The 17230-nt window shown below is 46.2% G+C and carries 16 protein-coding genes; 11 read left to right on the top strand and 5 right to left on the bottom strand.

Translation table 11 applies throughout. From position 1 onward, the window contains the following. Positions 1–46: 46 nt before the first annotated feature. Positions 47–628: a hypothetical protein gene (locus tag JMX92_RS06690; protein WP_227675295.1), complete on the bottom strand. Its 582-nt coding sequence runs from the start codon at positions 626–628 to the stop codon at positions 47–49. Positions 629–1104: 476 nt separating this feature from the next. On the opposite strand from JMX92_RS06690, the gene JMX92_RS06695 reads away from it, so the two are divergent. From JMX92_RS06695 to JMX92_RS06715, 5 genes are all read left to right on the top strand, one after another. Next, entirely contained in the window at positions 1105–2223 is a 1119-nt protein-coding gene (locus JMX92_RS06695; protein WP_201544649.1) for a sulfate ABC transporter substrate-binding protein, read from the top strand. A gap of 357 nt (positions 2224–2580) precedes the next feature. Next, positions 2581–3615: a sulfate ABC transporter substrate-binding protein gene (locus JMX92_RS06700; protein WP_201544666.1), complete on the top strand. Its 1035-nt coding sequence runs from the start codon at positions 2581–2583 to the stop codon at positions 3613–3615. A gap of 238 nt (positions 3616–3853) precedes the next feature. Continuing rightward, positions 3854–4735: a sulfate ABC transporter permease subunit CysT gene (gene cysT, locus JMX92_RS06705; RefSeq protein WP_110816540.1), complete on the top strand. Its 882-nt coding sequence runs from the start codon at positions 3854–3856 to the stop codon at positions 4733–4735. Positions 4736–4841: 106 nt separating this feature from the next. Further along, positions 4842–5780, top strand: a complete 939-nt coding sequence (gene cysW, locus JMX92_RS06710; protein WP_011960391.1) for a sulfate ABC transporter permease subunit CysW — start codon at positions 4842–4844, stop codon at positions 5778–5780. Positions 5781–5900: 120 nt separating this feature from the next. Continuing rightward, positions 5901–6623 (top strand): sulfate/molybdate ABC transporter ATP-binding protein, encoded by a 723-nt coding sequence (locus JMX92_RS06715; protein WP_011960392.1) that lies wholly within the window; start codon positions 5901–5903, stop codon positions 6621–6623. Between the two features lie 202 nt (positions 6624–6825). Here JMX92_RS06715 and JMX92_RS06720 read toward each other — a convergent pair whose 3' ends face one another. Further along, positions 6826–7794 (bottom strand): universal stress protein, encoded by a 969-nt coding sequence (locus JMX92_RS06720; protein WP_227675297.1) that lies wholly within the window; start codon positions 7792–7794, stop codon positions 6826–6828. Positions 7795–7919: 125 nt separating this feature from the next. Next, complete coding sequence (locus JMX92_RS06725; protein ID WP_011960394.1) at positions 7920–8189, bottom strand: ArsR/SmtB family transcription factor; 270 nt, start codon at positions 8187–8189, stop codon at positions 7920–7922. 325 nt (positions 8190–8514) lie between these two features. On the opposite strand from JMX92_RS06725, the gene JMX92_RS06730 reads away from it, so the two are divergent. The 5 genes from JMX92_RS06730 to JMX92_RS06750 all read left to right on the top strand — a co-directional run bounded on the left by JMX92_RS06730 (position 8515) and on the right by JMX92_RS06750 (position 12701). Beyond that, complete coding sequence (locus JMX92_RS06730) at positions 8515–9819, top strand: arsenic transporter (RefSeq protein ID WP_201544651.1); 1305 nt, start codon at positions 8515–8517, stop codon at positions 9817–9819. 268 nt (positions 9820–10087) lie between these two features. After that, a complete protein-coding gene (locus tag JMX92_RS06735; protein ID WP_011960396.1) occupies positions 10088–10618 on the top strand; it encodes an arsenate reductase ArsC in 531 nt (176 codons plus the stop codon). Positions 10619–10793: 175 nt separating this feature from the next. Next, positions 10794–11543, top strand: a complete 750-nt coding sequence (gene arsH, locus JMX92_RS06740; protein ID WP_201544656.1) for an arsenical resistance protein ArsH — start codon at positions 10794–10796, stop codon at positions 11541–11543. A 51-nt stretch (positions 11544–11594) separates the two neighbouring features. Next, positions 11595–12032, top strand: a complete 438-nt coding sequence (locus JMX92_RS06745; protein WP_011960398.1) for an MgtC/SapB family protein — start codon at positions 11595–11597, stop codon at positions 12030–12032. Continuing rightward, the gene (locus tag JMX92_RS06750) at positions 12033–12701 is read left to right on the top strand and encodes a hypothetical protein (protein WP_201544658.1); all 669 of its coding nucleotides are present in this window, start codon (positions 12033–12035) and stop codon (positions 12699–12701) included. A gap of 107 nt (positions 12702–12808) precedes the next feature. On the opposite strand, the gene gdhA is transcribed toward JMX92_RS06750, so the two are convergent. Together gdhA and JMX92_RS06760 are read right to left on the bottom strand one after the other, a co-directional pair. Beyond that, on the bottom strand, positions 12809–14161 hold the full coding sequence (gdhA, locus tag JMX92_RS06755) for an NADP-specific glutamate dehydrogenase (protein ID WP_041773311.1): 1353 nt from the start codon (positions 14159–14161) through the stop codon (positions 12809–12811). Between the two features lie 230 nt (positions 14162–14391). Further along, the gene (locus tag JMX92_RS06760) at positions 14392–15840 is read right to left on the bottom strand and encodes a DHA2 family efflux MFS transporter permease subunit (protein WP_193564703.1); all 1449 of its coding nucleotides are present in this window, start codon (positions 15838–15840) and stop codon (positions 14392–14394) included. A gap of 210 nt (positions 15841–16050) precedes the next feature. Between JMX92_RS06760 and yghU the strand changes: the two genes are divergently transcribed. Beyond that, a complete protein-coding gene (gene yghU / locus JMX92_RS06765) occupies positions 16051–16902 on the top strand; it encodes a glutathione-dependent disulfide-bond oxidoreductase (RefSeq protein WP_201544660.1) in 852 nt (283 codons plus the stop codon). Positions 16903–17230: the final 328 nt, after the last annotated feature.

Genomic DNA, 17230 nt, shown 5'->3' on the forward strand with positions numbered 1-17230 from the left:
TTAAAAAGACGGCTTGAGGCGACGGCCACCGTTGAGCGCTGCCATCTTAGTCTATTTGGACATAATCCCCTTTTAATACCATATTGCCCTGACATAACAGCCCCAACGCTTGCGGATTGTTGCTATCAATGCTTAGCACATTGTCTTTAAAGCGGAAAAACAGCAGCCCATTGCTGTGATCGGCATCTAATAAGGCAGAGCTGGTGCCGCTATGGATTAAGCTGCTCACTGGGGCGGTATAGATAACACCATGCAGGGCGTCTTGGCCCATTAGCTTGGCTGAGCCGTGGTAAGTACAGCTTGAGGCCGCGTCAGTAGTGCTGGCGCTGAGTGCTGGGGTAGCAGAGTCAGTGGTTATGTCGATTTTGATGTCTTTGGCTGGGGTAAATAGCCCAATTTTTTTGACAGTTACGGTTAGATTGGCAGGATGCGCCCCAGAGTGCAGTAGGCTGTAGCGGCCTGAGATCTGCGGGTGTTCGTCGCTATGTTGCATTTGGGTGGCGTGCGTTTGCCCAGCCAGACCAGACTGAGAGTGAGGCTGCACATAACAGCCCGATAAGGATGTGGCGCAGACAGTGGCTAATAACAAGAATTTTAAACCGTTGATACGGGTCACAATCGAACTCATAGACATACCGCCTTACCTGATATAGCGCTTAATTGCGACAAGCAGCATCCTTGCTACTAAAGAATGACGCCGCATGGCACAGAAGCTTGGCTGTTATATAACGTGATCGCTATATGATTGCTCCTAGCCATCGACATGATGAATTAAGCAAGATATTCACTCAACAATTAGCGTGACAAAAAACTACAATAATTAACAATATAAATAAATTAGATTATGCCATAGAATCAAAAATTATTCCCATTTATTGTGGCTAATTACGATATGGTGAGTCATTTTTTTTATGCATATTCTATTTGTTCACTAAGATAGCCAAAATCATCATTAAACATGATCACAGCGTCTTGTTACCATGGCACCCTAAAATTACTTTTGTATCTAAAAGTATGGTGACTCATGACTACTATGGTTACTCATTACTAAATAGATAGCTCTTAAGTTTTATCCTATAAGTTTGCTAATAAAGGACACAGACCATGGCGATCAGTTTTAAGCTTAGCCAAGCCCCTCTTACCCAAGCTGCCAAGCTTGCCTCTATTACCACAGTGGCGACCCTAGCTTTAGGTCTGGCTGCCTGTGGCAATCAAAAAAACACCGAGACTGAAGGCGCTGACAAATCAGGTGATACCGCCGCTGCCAGCACAGATGCTCAAGACATCGAGCTACTAAACGTCTCTTATGACGTGGCGCGCGACTTCTATAAAGACTACAACCCCATGTTCATTGAGCACTACAAGTCTGAGCATCCTGGGGTGAATATCAATATCAAGCAGTCGCATGGCGGCTCAAGCAAGCAGGCCTTATCTGTGGCCAATGGTCTACAAGCCGATGTGGCAACCATGAACCAAGGCTCAGACATTGAGCTACTACAGAAAAAAGGCCTTGTGGCAGACACTTGGGAAGACGCTTTCCCAGATCACGCCGTACCTTTTACCAGTACCATTGTATTTTTGGTACGTAAAGACAATCCAAAAAACATCACCACTTGGGAGGACTTAACCAAGCCGGGTGTTGAGATTGTTATGGCTAACCCAAAAGTGACGGGTAACGGCCGTTATGCATTCTTAGGTGCCTATGGCTATGGTCTACATGCCTTTAATAAAGATGAGGACAAAACCAAATCTTTTGTTAAAGATGTGCTAAAAAACGTCAAAGTCTATGAAAATGGCGGCCGTGCGGCAACCACCACCTTTATGCAGCGCAACATCGGTGATGTGCTTATCACTTTTGAAAACGAGTCAAACCTAGCCGCGACTAAGTTTGGTAAAGGCCAAGTACAAATCGTGTATCCTAAATACTCTATTAAGTCAGAAAGCCCTGTGGCTGTAGTCAACACAGTGACTGACAAAAAAGGCACGACTGAAGCGGCCACTGAATACCTAAACTACCTATGGAGCGAGCCGGCGCAGCAGTTAGCCGCAGACTTATACCTACGTCCTAGCGTACAGTCTGTTCTTGATGCCAACAGCGATAAGCTACCTCCGATCGAAACCTTCCGTCCAAACGATGTATTCGGTACTTGGGATGAGATTATGGACACCTACTTCAGTGATGGTGGTGTGTTTGATCAATTGGCAGTGAACGCCCCAAAATAAGCGCATCGCTCTAAAAGCCGCTATTTATAAGCCCTTTCAAGCCAGCCATCTATCTAAGATTGCCTGACTTGAAAGGGCTTTTTTGTGCCCAAAAACCACCCGTTTTATATTCCTATTTTTCATTAAGATAGATATATTTATCACTAAATATAATAACAAAGCCCTGATAGCATAACCTTATGGTTTTATAACTGTCTGTAAATACACTATTTAATTATAAAGCAGACTCACTTTTTTAAGGACACGCGCTTCATGGCAACTTTTAATATTTATCGCCGATCTGCTGCTGTGACGACAGCTGCATTAAGCGCCCAGATTACACCTTCTGCCACAAAAAAATGGGCCAGCGCTGCGCTAATGACGACGCTTGCCTTTGGACTCATTGCCTGTGGTAGCCAAAAACAGACCAATGCCGATGGCAGCGTCAGCACAGTGGACAGTCACAATGTGCAGTTATTAAACGTCTCTTATGACATCTCGCGTGACTTTTATAAAGCGTACAACCCGCTATTTGTGGCGCAGTATAAGGCGGCGCATCCTGATAGCACCATCAGTATTAGCCAGTCGCATGGCGGCTCAAGTAAGCAGGCTTTATCAGTGGCCAATGGCCTACAAGCCGATGTGGTCACCATGAACCAAGGCTCAGATGTGGCGCTGCTTGAGAAAAAAGGCTTAGTGGCCAATAACTGGGCAGAAGCCTTTGACAATCATGCGGTGCCTTTTACCAGTACCACGGTGTTTTTGGTACGTAAGGGCAACCCAAAGCAGATTAAGGATTGGAATGACTTAACCCAGCCTGGTCTTGAGCTGATTATTGCCAATCCCAAGGCGTCAGGCAGTGGCCGTTATAGCTTCTTGGGCGCTTATGGCTACGGCTTACATGCCTTTAATAACGATGAGGACAAGACCAAGGCATTTGTTAAATCGCTTTTGGGTAATGTCAAAGTCTATGAAAATGGCGGACGTGCGGCCACCACCACCTTTGTGCAGCGCAACATCGGTGATGTGCTTATCACCTTCGAAAACGAAGCCAATTTGGCCGCCAATAAGTTTGGCAAAGGTCAGGTGGAGATTGTCTATCCAAGCTACTCAGTACAGTCCGAAAACCCTGTGGCCGTTGTCACCTCAGTCACTGATAAAAAAGGCACCACAGAGCCGGCTGCCGAGTACCTTGAGTATCTGTGGAGCACGCCTGCGCAGCAGTTGGCTGCCGATCTGTATCTACGCCCAAGCGTAGCATCTGTTCTTGAAGCCAATAGCGATAAGCTACCTGCCATGGATACCTTCCGCGCCAATGACGTATTTGGCAGCTGGGATGAGATTATGAGTAAGTTCTTCGCTGAGGGCGGGGTGTTTGATCAGTTGGCCAGTAGCCAAAATAAGCCGCAATAAGCGACTGCACCATCTGCCTCACCTGTAGCACCGACTTAGCGGCCGCAAAATAACGGCGCCTATCGTGCTAATAACAGTCGGCTCAGGGCGGCAGTTAAGGTGAGCGTAGCCGCCCAGTATATTCCTTTTATTCACTACGATAGCCTTATTCATCATTAAACTTAATAACCTTGCCCTGTTAGCATGAGCAGCACCATACAAAAGCATGACCCATTTTCATCAATGCAGTGAGACCTTCATGAACCAGTCAGCCCCATCGACAGCTCCTATCCGCAAGCGCTCTTGGCTTACCCGATTGCGTCAGCGCAACGTGTTACCCGGTTTTGGCTTGTCTATGGGTATCACCGTATTGAGCTTATCGTTATTGGTTATTCTACCCTTTGCGATGATGGCTTATACCACCACCCAAATGGGGCTAAGTGGTTTTATCGAGGCCATCAGTCAGCCTCAGGTGAAGGCTGCGATTATTTTGTCACTGAAGATGTCGTTTTATGCCATGTTGACCAATATGGTGTTCGGTACCTTGGTGGCGTGGGTATTGGTGCGTTATGACTTCATAGGTAAGTCGCTGATTAATGCCTTGGTGGATCTGCCTTTTGCTTTGCCCACGGCAGTGACTGGTATTTCACTGGCCACCTTGTATGCGCCCAATGGCTTAATCGGTCAGTTCTTTGACAAGGTGGGTATTCAAGTTGCCTTTACCCCCATTGGTATTTGGCTGGCCTTGGTGGTGGTAAGCTTTCCATTTATCGTACGTGCTGTGCAGCCGGTATTAGAGGAGCTGTCAGTTGAGTATGAAGAAGCGGCCGCGGTACTGGGGGCCAATCGCTTGACCACCTTTCGTACGGTGATACTGCCAGAGCTGTTTCCTGCCTTATTGATGGGTGCAGGCATGATGTTTGCACGCGCCACCGGAGAGTATGGCTCGGTTATCTTTATTGCTGGTAATATCCCGATGCAGTCTGAGATTTTACCGCTGATTATTATCAGTAAGCTTGAGCAATTCGATATCCAAGGGGCATCTGCGGTGGCGTTATTTATGCTCATGATCTCCTTTGTCATCTTATTGGCCATCAACCTACTACAGTGGCGTTTGTCTCGCCGTGTCGGGGCTAAGTAAGCCGACCTAGGCCAATTTATAGGCCAGGTTAGGCCAAGTTATGGGTTAAGTTGTGAGTCAAGTTCAGCCTGCTTTATACAGTACATTCGGATAATTAGGACAGCATATGCAAATCTCAAATGGGTATAACTATCAAGACAATGCCGCCACCCGCGATGCCCCTTGGGTGCGGGCGCTATTTATCGGTATCGCCTCGATATTTATGATTGTGATGCTGGTTATCCCGTTGTTGGCCGTGTTTTATGAGGCGTTTAAAGGCGGCTGGGACTTGTATGTGGCCGCGCTTGTAGAGCCTGAAGCGGTCTCTGCCATTAAGCTGACCTTACTGACTGCGGCCATCGTGCTGCCGGTGAATATCGTGATGGGTGTGGCCATTGCTTGGCTGGTGACCCGTTATAAGTTTAAGGGTAAGCAGCTGGTCACCACTTTATTAGACTTACCGTTTTCGGTATCGCCGGTTGTGGCGGGTCTGATGTTCGTGATGCTGTTTGGTCTGAATTCGACCATGGGCGGCTGGCTTGAGTCGATGGGCATTCAGGTGATCTTTGCGGTCCCTGGCATTGTGTTGGCGACCTTGTTTGTGACCTTTCCCTTTATTGCCCGTGAGCTGATTCCTTTGATGCAGTCACAGGGCGACAGTGAAGAGCAGGCAGCATTAACCTTAGGCGCGTCAGGCTGGCAGGTGTTCTGGCACATTACCTTACCCAATATTAAATGGGCGCTGCTGTACGGCATTATCTTAACCAATGCTCGCGCGATGGGTGAGTTTGGTGCGGTGAGCGTGGTATCAGGCCACATCCGCGGTGAGACCAATACCATGCCGTTGTTGGTTGAGATTGCTTATAACGAATATAACTTTACAGCAGCTTTTGCCTTATCAAGCCTACTTGCAGCCTTGGCACTGCTGACGCTTATTGTGCAGCAGATTATGTCAAAATTGCAGACACGCAAATATGCCAAAGGCAATGACCGAGAAGCGATTACCGCGCCCGCTTTGGTGATTCCGGCCACTGAACCGGCCAAAGCGACTGATGCCAAAAACTAAGCCAGCGTAGTTATCATTTAGGCCACAAGCTAAGTCATAAGCCAAGCCATAATAGACCGTTCACTACGACGCTAAGGCTTGCCGCACCGCTATATACACATTAAAAAAATGAGGGTAAAGATGAGCATTGATATTCAAAACGTCCATAAAAGCTTTGGCAATTTTGTTGCCCTAGAAAACATCTCGCTAAGCGTACCAACCGGTAAGCTGACCACGTTATTGGGCCCCTCAGGCTGCGGTAAGACCACCTTATTACGTATTATTGCCGGTCTTGAGTACTCAGACAGTGGCCGTATCTTATTTGATGGGGTGGATGTGACGGATACGCCGGTACAAAAGCGCCATATTGGCTTTATGTTTCAGCACTATGCGCTGTTTCGTCATAAGACCATTGCGGAGAATATTGCCTTTGGCCTCAAGCTATTACCCAAAGATCAGCGCCCAAGCAGCAGCGATATTAAAAAGCGGGTAGAGCACTTGCTTGAGCTGGTACAGTTGCCGACTTTGGCCAATGCGTATCCGCACCAGTTATCCGGCGGTCAGCGTCAGCGTATTGCCTTGGCACGTGCCTTAGCCGTTGAGCCTAAGCTGTTATTGTTAGATGAGCCATTTGGGGCGTTAGATGCCAAAGTGCGTAAGGAGCTGCGCACTTGGCTTAAGACCATTCATCATGAGCTGGGCGTGACCAGTATCATGGTGACCCACGATCAAGAAGAGGCGCGTGATGTGTCGGATGAGATTGTGGTAATGAATCATGGCTCGGTAGAGCAGATTGGCACCCCAGAGGCACTTATCGCCAAGCCTGCCAACGCGTTTGTGGCTGACTTTCTAGATTTGGTCTAAACGGCTTATGAGAACGAATAGAGCGGATAGCGTGAATAGAGCGAGTACTGGTATCCGGTATCCGTGAATCTATACCATGATTCTGTCCCATGATTCTGTCCCATGACAATAAAAAAGAGACCCAGCGCTATTGCTGGGTCTTTTTTATGGGGCATGTGTAGCAGCGTAGCGCCGCCGCTTATGAGGTTACCGCATCGCTATATTAACGCAGCAACATCACAGGCGCTGTGGTCTTCGTCAAAAGCTTGGTGGTGGTGCTACCGACGAAGAAGCGCCGCCATTTGGCATGGCCATAGGCACCGATAACGAACATGCTGATGTTGTGCTGGTTACGAAAGGCTGTGAGGGCTGAGACCACATCACCCTCGCCATATTTTTCACTGCTGATTAAATGGGCTGTGACCTCGAAGCCGGCATCGCTAAGCTGTTTTTGTGCTTTATACAACGCGCTTTCGTGCACGCTGTTCTTATTATCGACCATGACAATGTGGCCGGTAAGATTTTTGGCAATTTTATTGTCGCATACTTTTTGTACGGCTTTTTTTGCCGTCTCGCTGCCATCGAAAGCTATCATATAAGAGTCGGGGGTAATAAAGCCATCTGAGCAGATCAATATCGGGCAGTCCACGGCGCGTACCACGCTCTCAATCTGGCTGCCTATGGTCATGTGATCGCCTTGATGATCGCGCCCACGGCGTCCTAAGATGATCATTTTGCTGTCATCAATGAAGTGTTGAATGGCGGCAAGCAGCTTACTACGGCGCAGATAGCGGTAGACATTGGCTTGGGGGAGATTGATTAAGATATGGGCTTTGGCATCTTGTAGTAGCGCCTCACCGTGCTGGTTGGCCACGCGCGCGCTTTGTTCATCAAGGAGGGTAAGCTGTTGTAGCAAGGTATTGCGGCTATCCATGCCAATAGAGCCGCTTAAATCATGACGATAGCTATAGCTTTTGGGCACATCAATCACATGTAGCAGGCTAATAGGCAGCTTAAGCTCTCGGGCATACCAAGCGGCGTAGTCACAGACCGACTCTGTCACGCTCGAGCCATCGATACAGGCCAATATGGCAGGCTTATGAGGGGCTGGTGTAGAGCTTGTATCAGGCTCGGGGGTGATGGCCGTATCCACCGCCAAATCCAAGGCAGAGTCTGTCGCAAAGCGTGTCATGGCAAAATCCTTTTTTTTATAACGGGTCTATAAACACTATAGTTTGACGTGTTTTAATTATCAATGACTAATGCGTTGTGAGCAGTAATTAATGGGTGCTTATATCTGACGCTTATAACCGATGTTTATATCTGAGGCATGCGATGAATGATGTCTTGGCACCACTGCGGCAAGTCAGGGTTAATGGCATACCACATCCAAGTGCCACGGCGCTCGCACGTCACAAGCCCCGCTTTTTTTAGGTGACTTAGATGACGAGAGATGGTCGGCTGCGGCTGCTGTAAGTGTTCAGTTAAGTGGCACACACACAGCATGTCTTGCTCACGCAGCTGTAACATGAGCTTTAGGCGTGTGGGATCTGATAATGCTTTAAAAAATGTAACCGATGACACCATAGTCGACCCTCTGTTTTATGCAGACTTTAAGCAGTTTTATCACATCAGGGGTTATATCCGCATAACCGAATATAGTATACTCGGTTTTATACTATAAAGATAATCTATTAAAGCAAGCTATCTGTGGTCATTGTTGGCGTATTTTAGCGCTAGATTTTATAGCTTTTATGCCCTGCTGTTATGCCATCAATCGCTTTATCAATAGTACGAACTTTCTTAGTGCGGATTCCCTGATTGATAAATAGTAGCACAGGCTTATGCGATATTTTTGAATATATATAGTTTAAATATAGTTGTTTAATTCACTACACAATAGAGAGTGGTTATGGTACTTGCGGCGCTTATTTTTGTGGTTACATTGGTGCTGGTTATCTGGCAGCCCAAAGGGCTTGGTATCGGGGTAAGCGCCAGCCTAGGCGCACTGGCGGCGTTATTAATGGGGGTAATCTCCTTAGCGGATATCCCTGTGGTTTGGGACATCGTGTGGAATGCCACCTTTGCGTTTATTGCCATTATTATTATCAGTCTGCTTCTGGATCAGGCCGGGTTTTTTGAATGGATAGCGCTGCATGTGGCACGACTGGGCGGGGGTAATGCCAAGCTATTATTTGTGCTTATTGTGCTACTTGGGGCTGTGGTATCGGCGTTGTTTGCCAATGATGGCGCAGCGCTAATTTTGACCCCTATTGTGATAGCTATGCTGCTTAAGATGCGGGTGTCTGCCGCCACTACCTTGGCTTTTATCATGGCAGCAGGTTTTATTGCGGATACGGCAAGCTTGCCGCTGGTGGTATCCAACCTGGTTAATATCGTATCGGCAGATTTTTTTAACTTAAGCTTTGATCGTTATGCTCAGGTGATGCTGCCGGTGAATATGGTGTCGGTACTAAGCTCACTTGCGGTACTGTACTTTTTTTATCAAAAAGACATTCCCGCCACATATGAGGTGGCTAATTTACCAAGTCCGCATAGTGTCATTAAGGATAAGGCGACCTTTGTTACTGGCTGGGCGGTATTGGCTGCTTTATTGGTGGGGTTCTTTGTACTAGAGCCTAGAGGCGTGCCCATTAGCCTAATCGCAGCCATAGGGGCGTTGGTGTTAATCTTGACGGCATTGGCCAATAAAAAACTGTCAGTATCTAGTGTATTAAAAGGGGCACCTTGGCAAGTGGTGGTGTTCTCACTGGGCATGTATCTGGTGGTTTATGGCCTAAAAAACGAAGGGTTAACCGGTTATCTTACCCAAGCTCTAAATGCTCTGGGCGGGCAGGGGCTGTGGGCGGCCACAATTGGCACCGGCTTTATGTCGGCGGGTCTGTCCTCGATTATGAATAACATGCCCACTGTATTGATGCAGTCGCTGGCCATTGCTGATGTAAATACATCGACCTTTAGTGAGCCTGAGCAGATACATCAAGCGATGGTCTATGCCAATGTCATTGGCTCAGACTTAGGGCCAAAGATTACGCCCATCGGCTCACTGGCAACCTTGTTGTGGCTACATGTGCTGGCAAGTAAGGAGGTGGTCATTACTTGGGGTTATTACTTTAAGGTGGGCGTTATCCTAACGGTGCCAGTATTGCTGGCAACTTTAATGGCATTGGCGCTTTGGCTGCCTATGATCAGTTAGTAGATGGCTAGTAGATGGCTAGTAGCAAGTAAGTAGAGAATAGGGCGCAGCTAGTAAAGAATAGAATAGAGCGCACTAAACAAGCGCTGTAATATGGCCTTAGCCAAACGGCCTAATAAAATAGCCTAAGCAAATAAAAACACCTATTTCTACTCACTTCTAACACTATTTACTCATAGCCATTCACCCATTGCCTATTCAACAACACGCAATTAACACGCAAACCCTACTTTACCAACACTCATTACCAATGGACTAAGAGAGCGATATGACGCCCCTAAAAATATTATATATATGCACCCACAATCGCTGCCGTAGTGCCTTATCAGAGGCCATTACCAATCAATATCAGCCTCAACAAGGCGCACAGAGCAAGACAGACCAGAAGTTATTAGTGGCTAAGAGTGCAGGAAGTGCGCCGGTGGGGCAGGTACATCCTTTAACTTTAGAGTATCTAACGCAGGCAGGCTATAGCGTAGAGGGGCTAACCAGCAATGGTTGGGATGATAAGGAGTATATGCAAGGCTTTGAGCCGGATGTGTTAATCACTGTGTGTGACAATGCGGCAGGCGAGCAGTGTCCGCTGTGGCTAGGTAATATCCCTAATCTGGTCAAGCTACATTGGGGATTGTCTGATCCTTCAAAAGATACGCAAGATGCAACAAAAACTGCTCAAAACTTCGCTAAGACCATTGCTATCATTGAGCAAAGAGTCGCCAAGTTACATCAGATTGCCAGCGCTGAGCTGTCAGCTGAGGCGCGCAAACAGGCGCTGCTTGATTTGGTACATCACGTTTAATCACCACGGCTGGCTAATCAAACTGATCAAAGAATGAAAGAATGTGAGCCACTCTGGATTAGAGCGGATGACCCATAGACATGGCTTTATATTAAAAATTAGCCTAAGCAAATAAAAGCAAAAACCCTCCAATCCAGCACCATTAACAAAACAACCATCACACAGGACACCACTTATGAGCAAAATCCGAAAATTTGACGATTTACCCAACATTGACCCTGAACAGTTTCATATACCGCACATCAATGACTTCAAGCGAGAGCTGTCGAGTCATAAGCCAAAGTTTGTATTGTTATATGGCTCATTAGGGGAGGTGTCTTATAGCCGTCTGGTGGTAGAGGAGTGCGCTCGTATTCTGCAAGCGATGGGTGCAGAGGTGAAGATATTTGACCCAACTGGTCTGCCTTTGCCTGATAGCGAGGAGGTCACTCATCCGAAAGTTAGCGAGCTGCGTGAGTTGGTACAGTGGAGTGAGGGGATGGTGTGGTGCTCACCTGAGCGTCACGGTGCGATGACTGGCATAATGAAAGCGCAAATCGATTGGATTCCGTTGTCGCTGGGCGCAGTTCGGCCAACACAGGGTAAGACCCTTGCTGTGATGCAGGTCAATGGTGGCTCTCAATCATTTAATACGGTCAACCAGTTACGTATCTTAGGGCGCTGGATGCGGATGATTACCATACCCAACCAATCTTCGCTGCCCAAAGCCTTCTTGGAATTTGAAGACGTTGAAAACACCGATGGCAGTATTAGCAAGCGTATAAAGCCATCTGGATATTACTTACGCATTGTGGATGTGATGGAAGAGTTGGTACGATTTACGTTATTGACACGCGATCATGCACCTTATTTGGTGGATCGATATTCAGAGCGAGTAGAGAGTGCAGAAGCGCTGATGCAGCGGGTCAATCAAAACAATCTTTGAGTATTAAAAGATGACAATATGAATTAGGATAATTTACAAAGGAAGTAATTTATGCTGGATTTAGATATTAACTTCGGGTTGATGGGCTACCATTTATTAAAGCTGTTTATTGCTTTTTTATTGTCATTGCCCATTGCTTTGAATCGCGAGATGAAGGACAGTGGCGCAGGGCTTAGGACGTTTCCGCTAGTCACTATTGCCTCATGTGCCTTTATGCTAGTAGGCATGGACATTTATAAAGGCGATGCCGAGGCGCGTATTATGTATGCGATCATCACGGGCATGGGGTTTATCGGTGGTGGTGCAATATTTAAGACAGAAGATGGGGCGAGGGGCACGGCAACCGCGGCAAGTTTATGGAACACGGCCGCTATTGGCATCTCTGTGGCCACGGGCCGATACGAAATTGCCATCATTTTATCTGTTGTGGGCTTCGTTATCTTGCAGTTCTCCGAACCCTTTAAAGTAAAGGACAACAGGCTACCTTAAATGTTAAAACTGATCAGTGCGATAATAGTAGGCAGCGCTATTATGGCAGGCTGTAGTTCAGCCCCATTTAGCCAACAGCACTCAGGCCGAGCCGCAAACGCTATGAGTGCTGCCTCCCTGGACCAAGAAGAGACCATTTTAGCTATGGCCTATCCAGTATATGACGGGGCACGCCAGCCTGGTATAGTACTCATCGGTAGCCAATACAGCTATCTGATATCCAGTGGCACTCAGGCGCTTGATCAAGTGACCCAACTGAATGGGTGGAATAGGTTGAACGGGTTAAATAGGCTGAATGGACAGCAATTAGACATCCATGAGCCGATAATTATCAATAAATACCCCGATAACAGCGTTCAAATCCAGCTTGCCTTTGAGATCCAGAGCGCCCATAGCACCAAAAACAGCCTACCTGCACCGCTTAACAGCAGCTGTAAACTCACTGATGCGGCACACTATAGCTGCAACTTATCCTTACAAGGCGGTATGTATGCAGCACTAGATAATCACAGCTCAATGGGGTTTAAACTCGGCGAGGGGGTAACAGCGCTGATACATCCTACAGGTAGTAAGCGCTTTAAGACACAAGCTGAGCTTGGGGTCGTTCCACTAAAAGTCTTATTAGAGACTCTAGCGCTGCCGCTGGAGATTGTCTCTATTTTTAAATAAGGTCTTAAAAAAGATAGTGTCATAAAAAAAGGGAGAGCCGCTTGGCTCTCCTTTTTCTAGTGCATCATTGAACAATGAAATAAACACTTAAATAAGCAGAAAATCGCTTAGTTGAGTAATCCATACGCCATTAAGGCATTGGCCACACGGATATAGCCGGCAATGTTCGCCCCTGACATGTAGTCAATACAATCATCAGAGTTATAGCCATACTCTTCAGACGCCCGAGCGGCATCATCATGGATATTTTTCATGATGATTTGAAGCTGCTGATCCACATCTTCAAACGTACGATACTGACGTACGGAGTTTTGTGACATCTCAAGACCAGATACTGCCACACCGCCAGCATTGGCCGCTTTGCCTGGCGCATAACGCATTTTTTTGTCACGAACGACGTCAATGGCTTCGGCATCAAGAGGCATATTAGCCCCTTCAACCACATAACGAACACCATGCTCGTACATGGCTTCGGCATCAGCAGCGGTCACTTCATTTTGAGTGGCGCAAGGAATAGCGATATCGCCATCAAACTTCCAAGGCTTCTCACCAGGTAGCCATACGCCACTGCCTGAGAATCTTCTATGGTACTCAAATAAAGGCTGACGATTGGCTTTTTGCTGTTTTACCCAATCGAGTTTTTCTTGATCAAAACCAAATTCGTCGTACAACGTGCCTTTTGAGTCTGATAAAGTAATGACTTTGGCACCCAAAGCAATGGCTTTTTCGGCGGCATGGACGGCCACATTACCAGCACCTGAAACCAGTACCGTTTTGCCTTCCATACTGTCGTTGTGAGCGCTTAGCATGTTTTGTAGGAAGTAAACGGCCCCATAGCCAGTAGCTTCTGAGCGACATAAGCTGCCCCCAAAGCCAACACCTTTACCGGTCAATACCCCAGTGTATTCATTGGTAAGGTTCTTGTACATCGCAAACATATAGCTGACTTCTCTGCCACCAACCCCAATATCACCGGCCGGTACGTCCATGTCTTTACCAATATAGCGATACAGCTCACGCATAAAGGCATAACAAAAACGGCGGATTTCGCTGTCTGATTTACCATGTGGGTCAAAGTCTGAGCCACCCTTTGCACCGCCCATAGGCAGACCGGTTAGGGCGTTTTTGAAGATTTGTTCAAAGCCTAAGAATTTTAAGATAGACTCGTTAACGGTGGGATGGAAGCGGATACCGCCTTTGTAGGGACCTAGAGCATTACTAAACTGGACACGCCAGCCGCGGTTGATTTGAATGTTACCTTCATCATCTTCCCAGTTAACACGGAAGCTAATAATACGATCAGGCTCAGTCAGACGCTCAAAAATTTTATATTTCGCGAAGTTCGGATCACGATCATATACAACGTCAATAGTGCTCGCTACCTCTTTTACTGCTTGAATAAACTCCGGTTGGTGTGGGTAGCGTTCTTCAATACGTTTAATGACGTCTTGCATGCTCATAGGGCCCTGTCCTTATCAGATTAAATTAACATTACAGTATTGTTACATTAAAAAATTACTCTAATTTCAGTGTAAATTCAACATTTTTTTATATCTTTTTAACCACTCATTACTAAATTCTATAAGTGCCTTAGGAATAAGTTATTAAAAGTATGATTTTAAAGTAAATTTATGATCTAAACAGACAAGGTTTTTCATCATTTTATCGACAACTCGTTATGGGCTATCACTTAGTATAAGCCGCGGCCATCTTCAGGTTTTAATCTTAAAAATGACAGCCCAGAGATGATGGTGATAATACCCAGCACATAGTAGGTGGCATGAAAGGCACTAACAATCTCAAAGTTAAGCCTATCGCTAAAGACGCTCAATATGGTGGCGCCAAAAGCAATACCAAAACTAATGGCCAACTGCTGATTAACAGCCATTAAGCTATTACCACTACTGGTTTGACTGCCTTCTAGGTCACCGATAGTAATGGTGTTCATGGCGCTAAACTGCATGGAGTTACATGCCCCCATAATCACCAAAAGCGGTGCAATATAGTACCAAGGTATCGAGGCATTTAGCTGCGCCAATAAAATAATCAAAATACCAAGGATGGTGGTATTGGTGACCAATACTTTGCGGTAGCTAAAGCGCTGAATGATTTTACTTACCCAAGGCTTGATGCCCATGGCGCCGACAGCAATAGGAGTTAACAACCAGCCTGCCTGCGATGGGGTATATTTAAATGCCACCTGTAACAATAGCGGTAATAAATAGGGCACAGCACTGATACCAAGTCGGGTAAATAAGTTACCGGTTATACCAATTCTAAAGGTTCGAACATCAAATAACGACAGCGGAAAAATAGGGTTGCCTGCCTTTCGGGCATGGCGCACGTACATGAGTAATAAGCCAAGTGCGGCCGCGATAAGAACAAAGCCTGGGATGGCCTCTCCTGGCTTGGATAACAGCTCAACTGCCAGCGTCAATAATCCAGCGGCGAGCGCAAATAGACCAAAACCAAACCAGTCCAACTTGCCAGCGGCTTCTTTGATATCAGGTACCAATTTAAAACCAAGGATAAAGCCCAGTATCCCCATCGGAATATTAATCAAAAAAATCCAGTGCCAGCTGGCATATTGCACCAGATAGCCGCCAACCAGCGGGCCGACAAGGGGCGCTATCAAAGCTGGGATAACGGCAAAGTTCATCACCGTCAGTAGCTGGTTGCGCGGATAGGACTTGACCAATATCAAGCGGGCCACGGGTGTCATCATTGCTCCGCCCACACCTTGTAGTATGCGAGAGGCGACCAAGATATCCAGATTAGGGGACATGGCACAGAAGATTGAGCCAATGCTAAACAGTACAATCGCAGTTAAGAATACTTTGCGAGTCCCATACTTGTCGGCCATAAACCCGCTTATTGGGATAAAGATGGCTAAAGTTAATGCATAGCTGATCACAGCCCACTGCATCTTGAGCGGCGACTCACCTAACGCCAGCGCCATTTCCGGCAGGGCCGTGTTTAAGATAGTCGCATCCAAAATCTGCATAAACAAAGCGACAGCAAGAACATAAGGCAAAAACTTGGCTTGAACCGCAGATAAAGTGAATTTGGGCTGTAAATCTGATGCCAATGAAGTGGCGGTGGTGTTAGTGATTTCTTGATTATTAGAATTATTGGGCATAAGACGACCTAAAAAATTAGGTTTAACTAAGAAAATAAAGTTATCTATAGTACCACGGCCGCCGCACGAACTATTTAGTGTTAATGTTAGTAATGGGCTGTCAATTAATCTGTAACTGAACTTAACCAAAAAATTGTTTATGATAGGCTAAATCAAAACATATAAAGCCCATAACGCCTCAATAACACGTTAATAAAAAAAGGACTTATCATGAGCTCAAACAATACCTTAAATAACACCTTAAATGATACCAATACAGATTATGTGCCCCCTAAAGTGTGGCAGCCGGTAGAGGGCAATGGCGGCAAGTTTGCCAATACCAACAAGCCCACAGCAGGCGCCCGTCATCAGCAAACTCTACCCAAAGGCGACAATCCTCTACAGCTGTATTCGCTGAACACACCCAATGGCATTAAGGTAAATATATTGTTAGAGGAGCTCGCTGAGCTTGGCATAGAGTCGGCTAAGTATGATGCCTATAAAATTGACATTATGGAGAATGATCAATTCGGCTCAGACTTCGTGGAGATTAATCCAAACTCTAAAATTCCTGCGCTTATCGATTACTCTGATGCCAACAATCCTGTCAAATTGTTTGAATCGGGCGCCATCTTGATGTATTTGGCAGAAAAATTTAATAAATTTAAGCCACAAAACACACAAACCCAAAAATACGCCACCTATCTAAGCTGGGTGATGTGGCAAATGGGCAGCGCGCCTTATTTGGGCGGCGGTTTTGGTCATTTCTTTAGCTATGCGCCATATCCGATGCAGTATCCCATTGACAGATTTACGATGGAGACCAAACGACAATTAGATTTGCTAGATAAGCACTTAGCCCACCATGAATATATGATTGGCGATGGCGAGGACAACTATAGCGTGGCTGATATGCTCATCTGGCCTTGGTATGGCCGCTTGGCGTTGGATGAGTCGTATGAGCGCGCTGGAGAATTTTTGCAAGTGGACAGCTACACCCATCTACAGCGCTGGGCGAAGCAAATCTCTACACGTCCTGCGGTACAGCGTGCGGTCAACCTTGAGCTAAAGCCGATTAAATAACTGTCTTTAAAGTAACTGTCTTTAAAATAGCAAAATTTCAAATAGCAAAATTTAAAATAGCTCGCTTTAAGACAGTAAATTTTAAGATAGTAAATAGCGTCGGACAAAGGGTAGGGTATGGGATACTGAGTGAGCTAGGTGGATGTTTTTAAATATAATTTTAAATTATACCAAACCCAACAATTAAAGTTGCGCCCAAGCACGAGCAGTTAACGACCGAATTCTTTGTGGCTGTTTAAGCAAATTATTCCAAGCCAAGCAAGTGGCATCGACAATAGCCTCATAACTGTCATAACAACGATTAGATAGCTCATTTTGCTTACTGTCA

It is taken from the genome of Psychrobacter sp. H7-1 (assembly GCF_904846585.1).
Taxonomy (GTDB): Bacteria; Pseudomonadota; Gammaproteobacteria; order Pseudomonadales; family Moraxellaceae; genus Psychrobacter; species Psychrobacter raelei.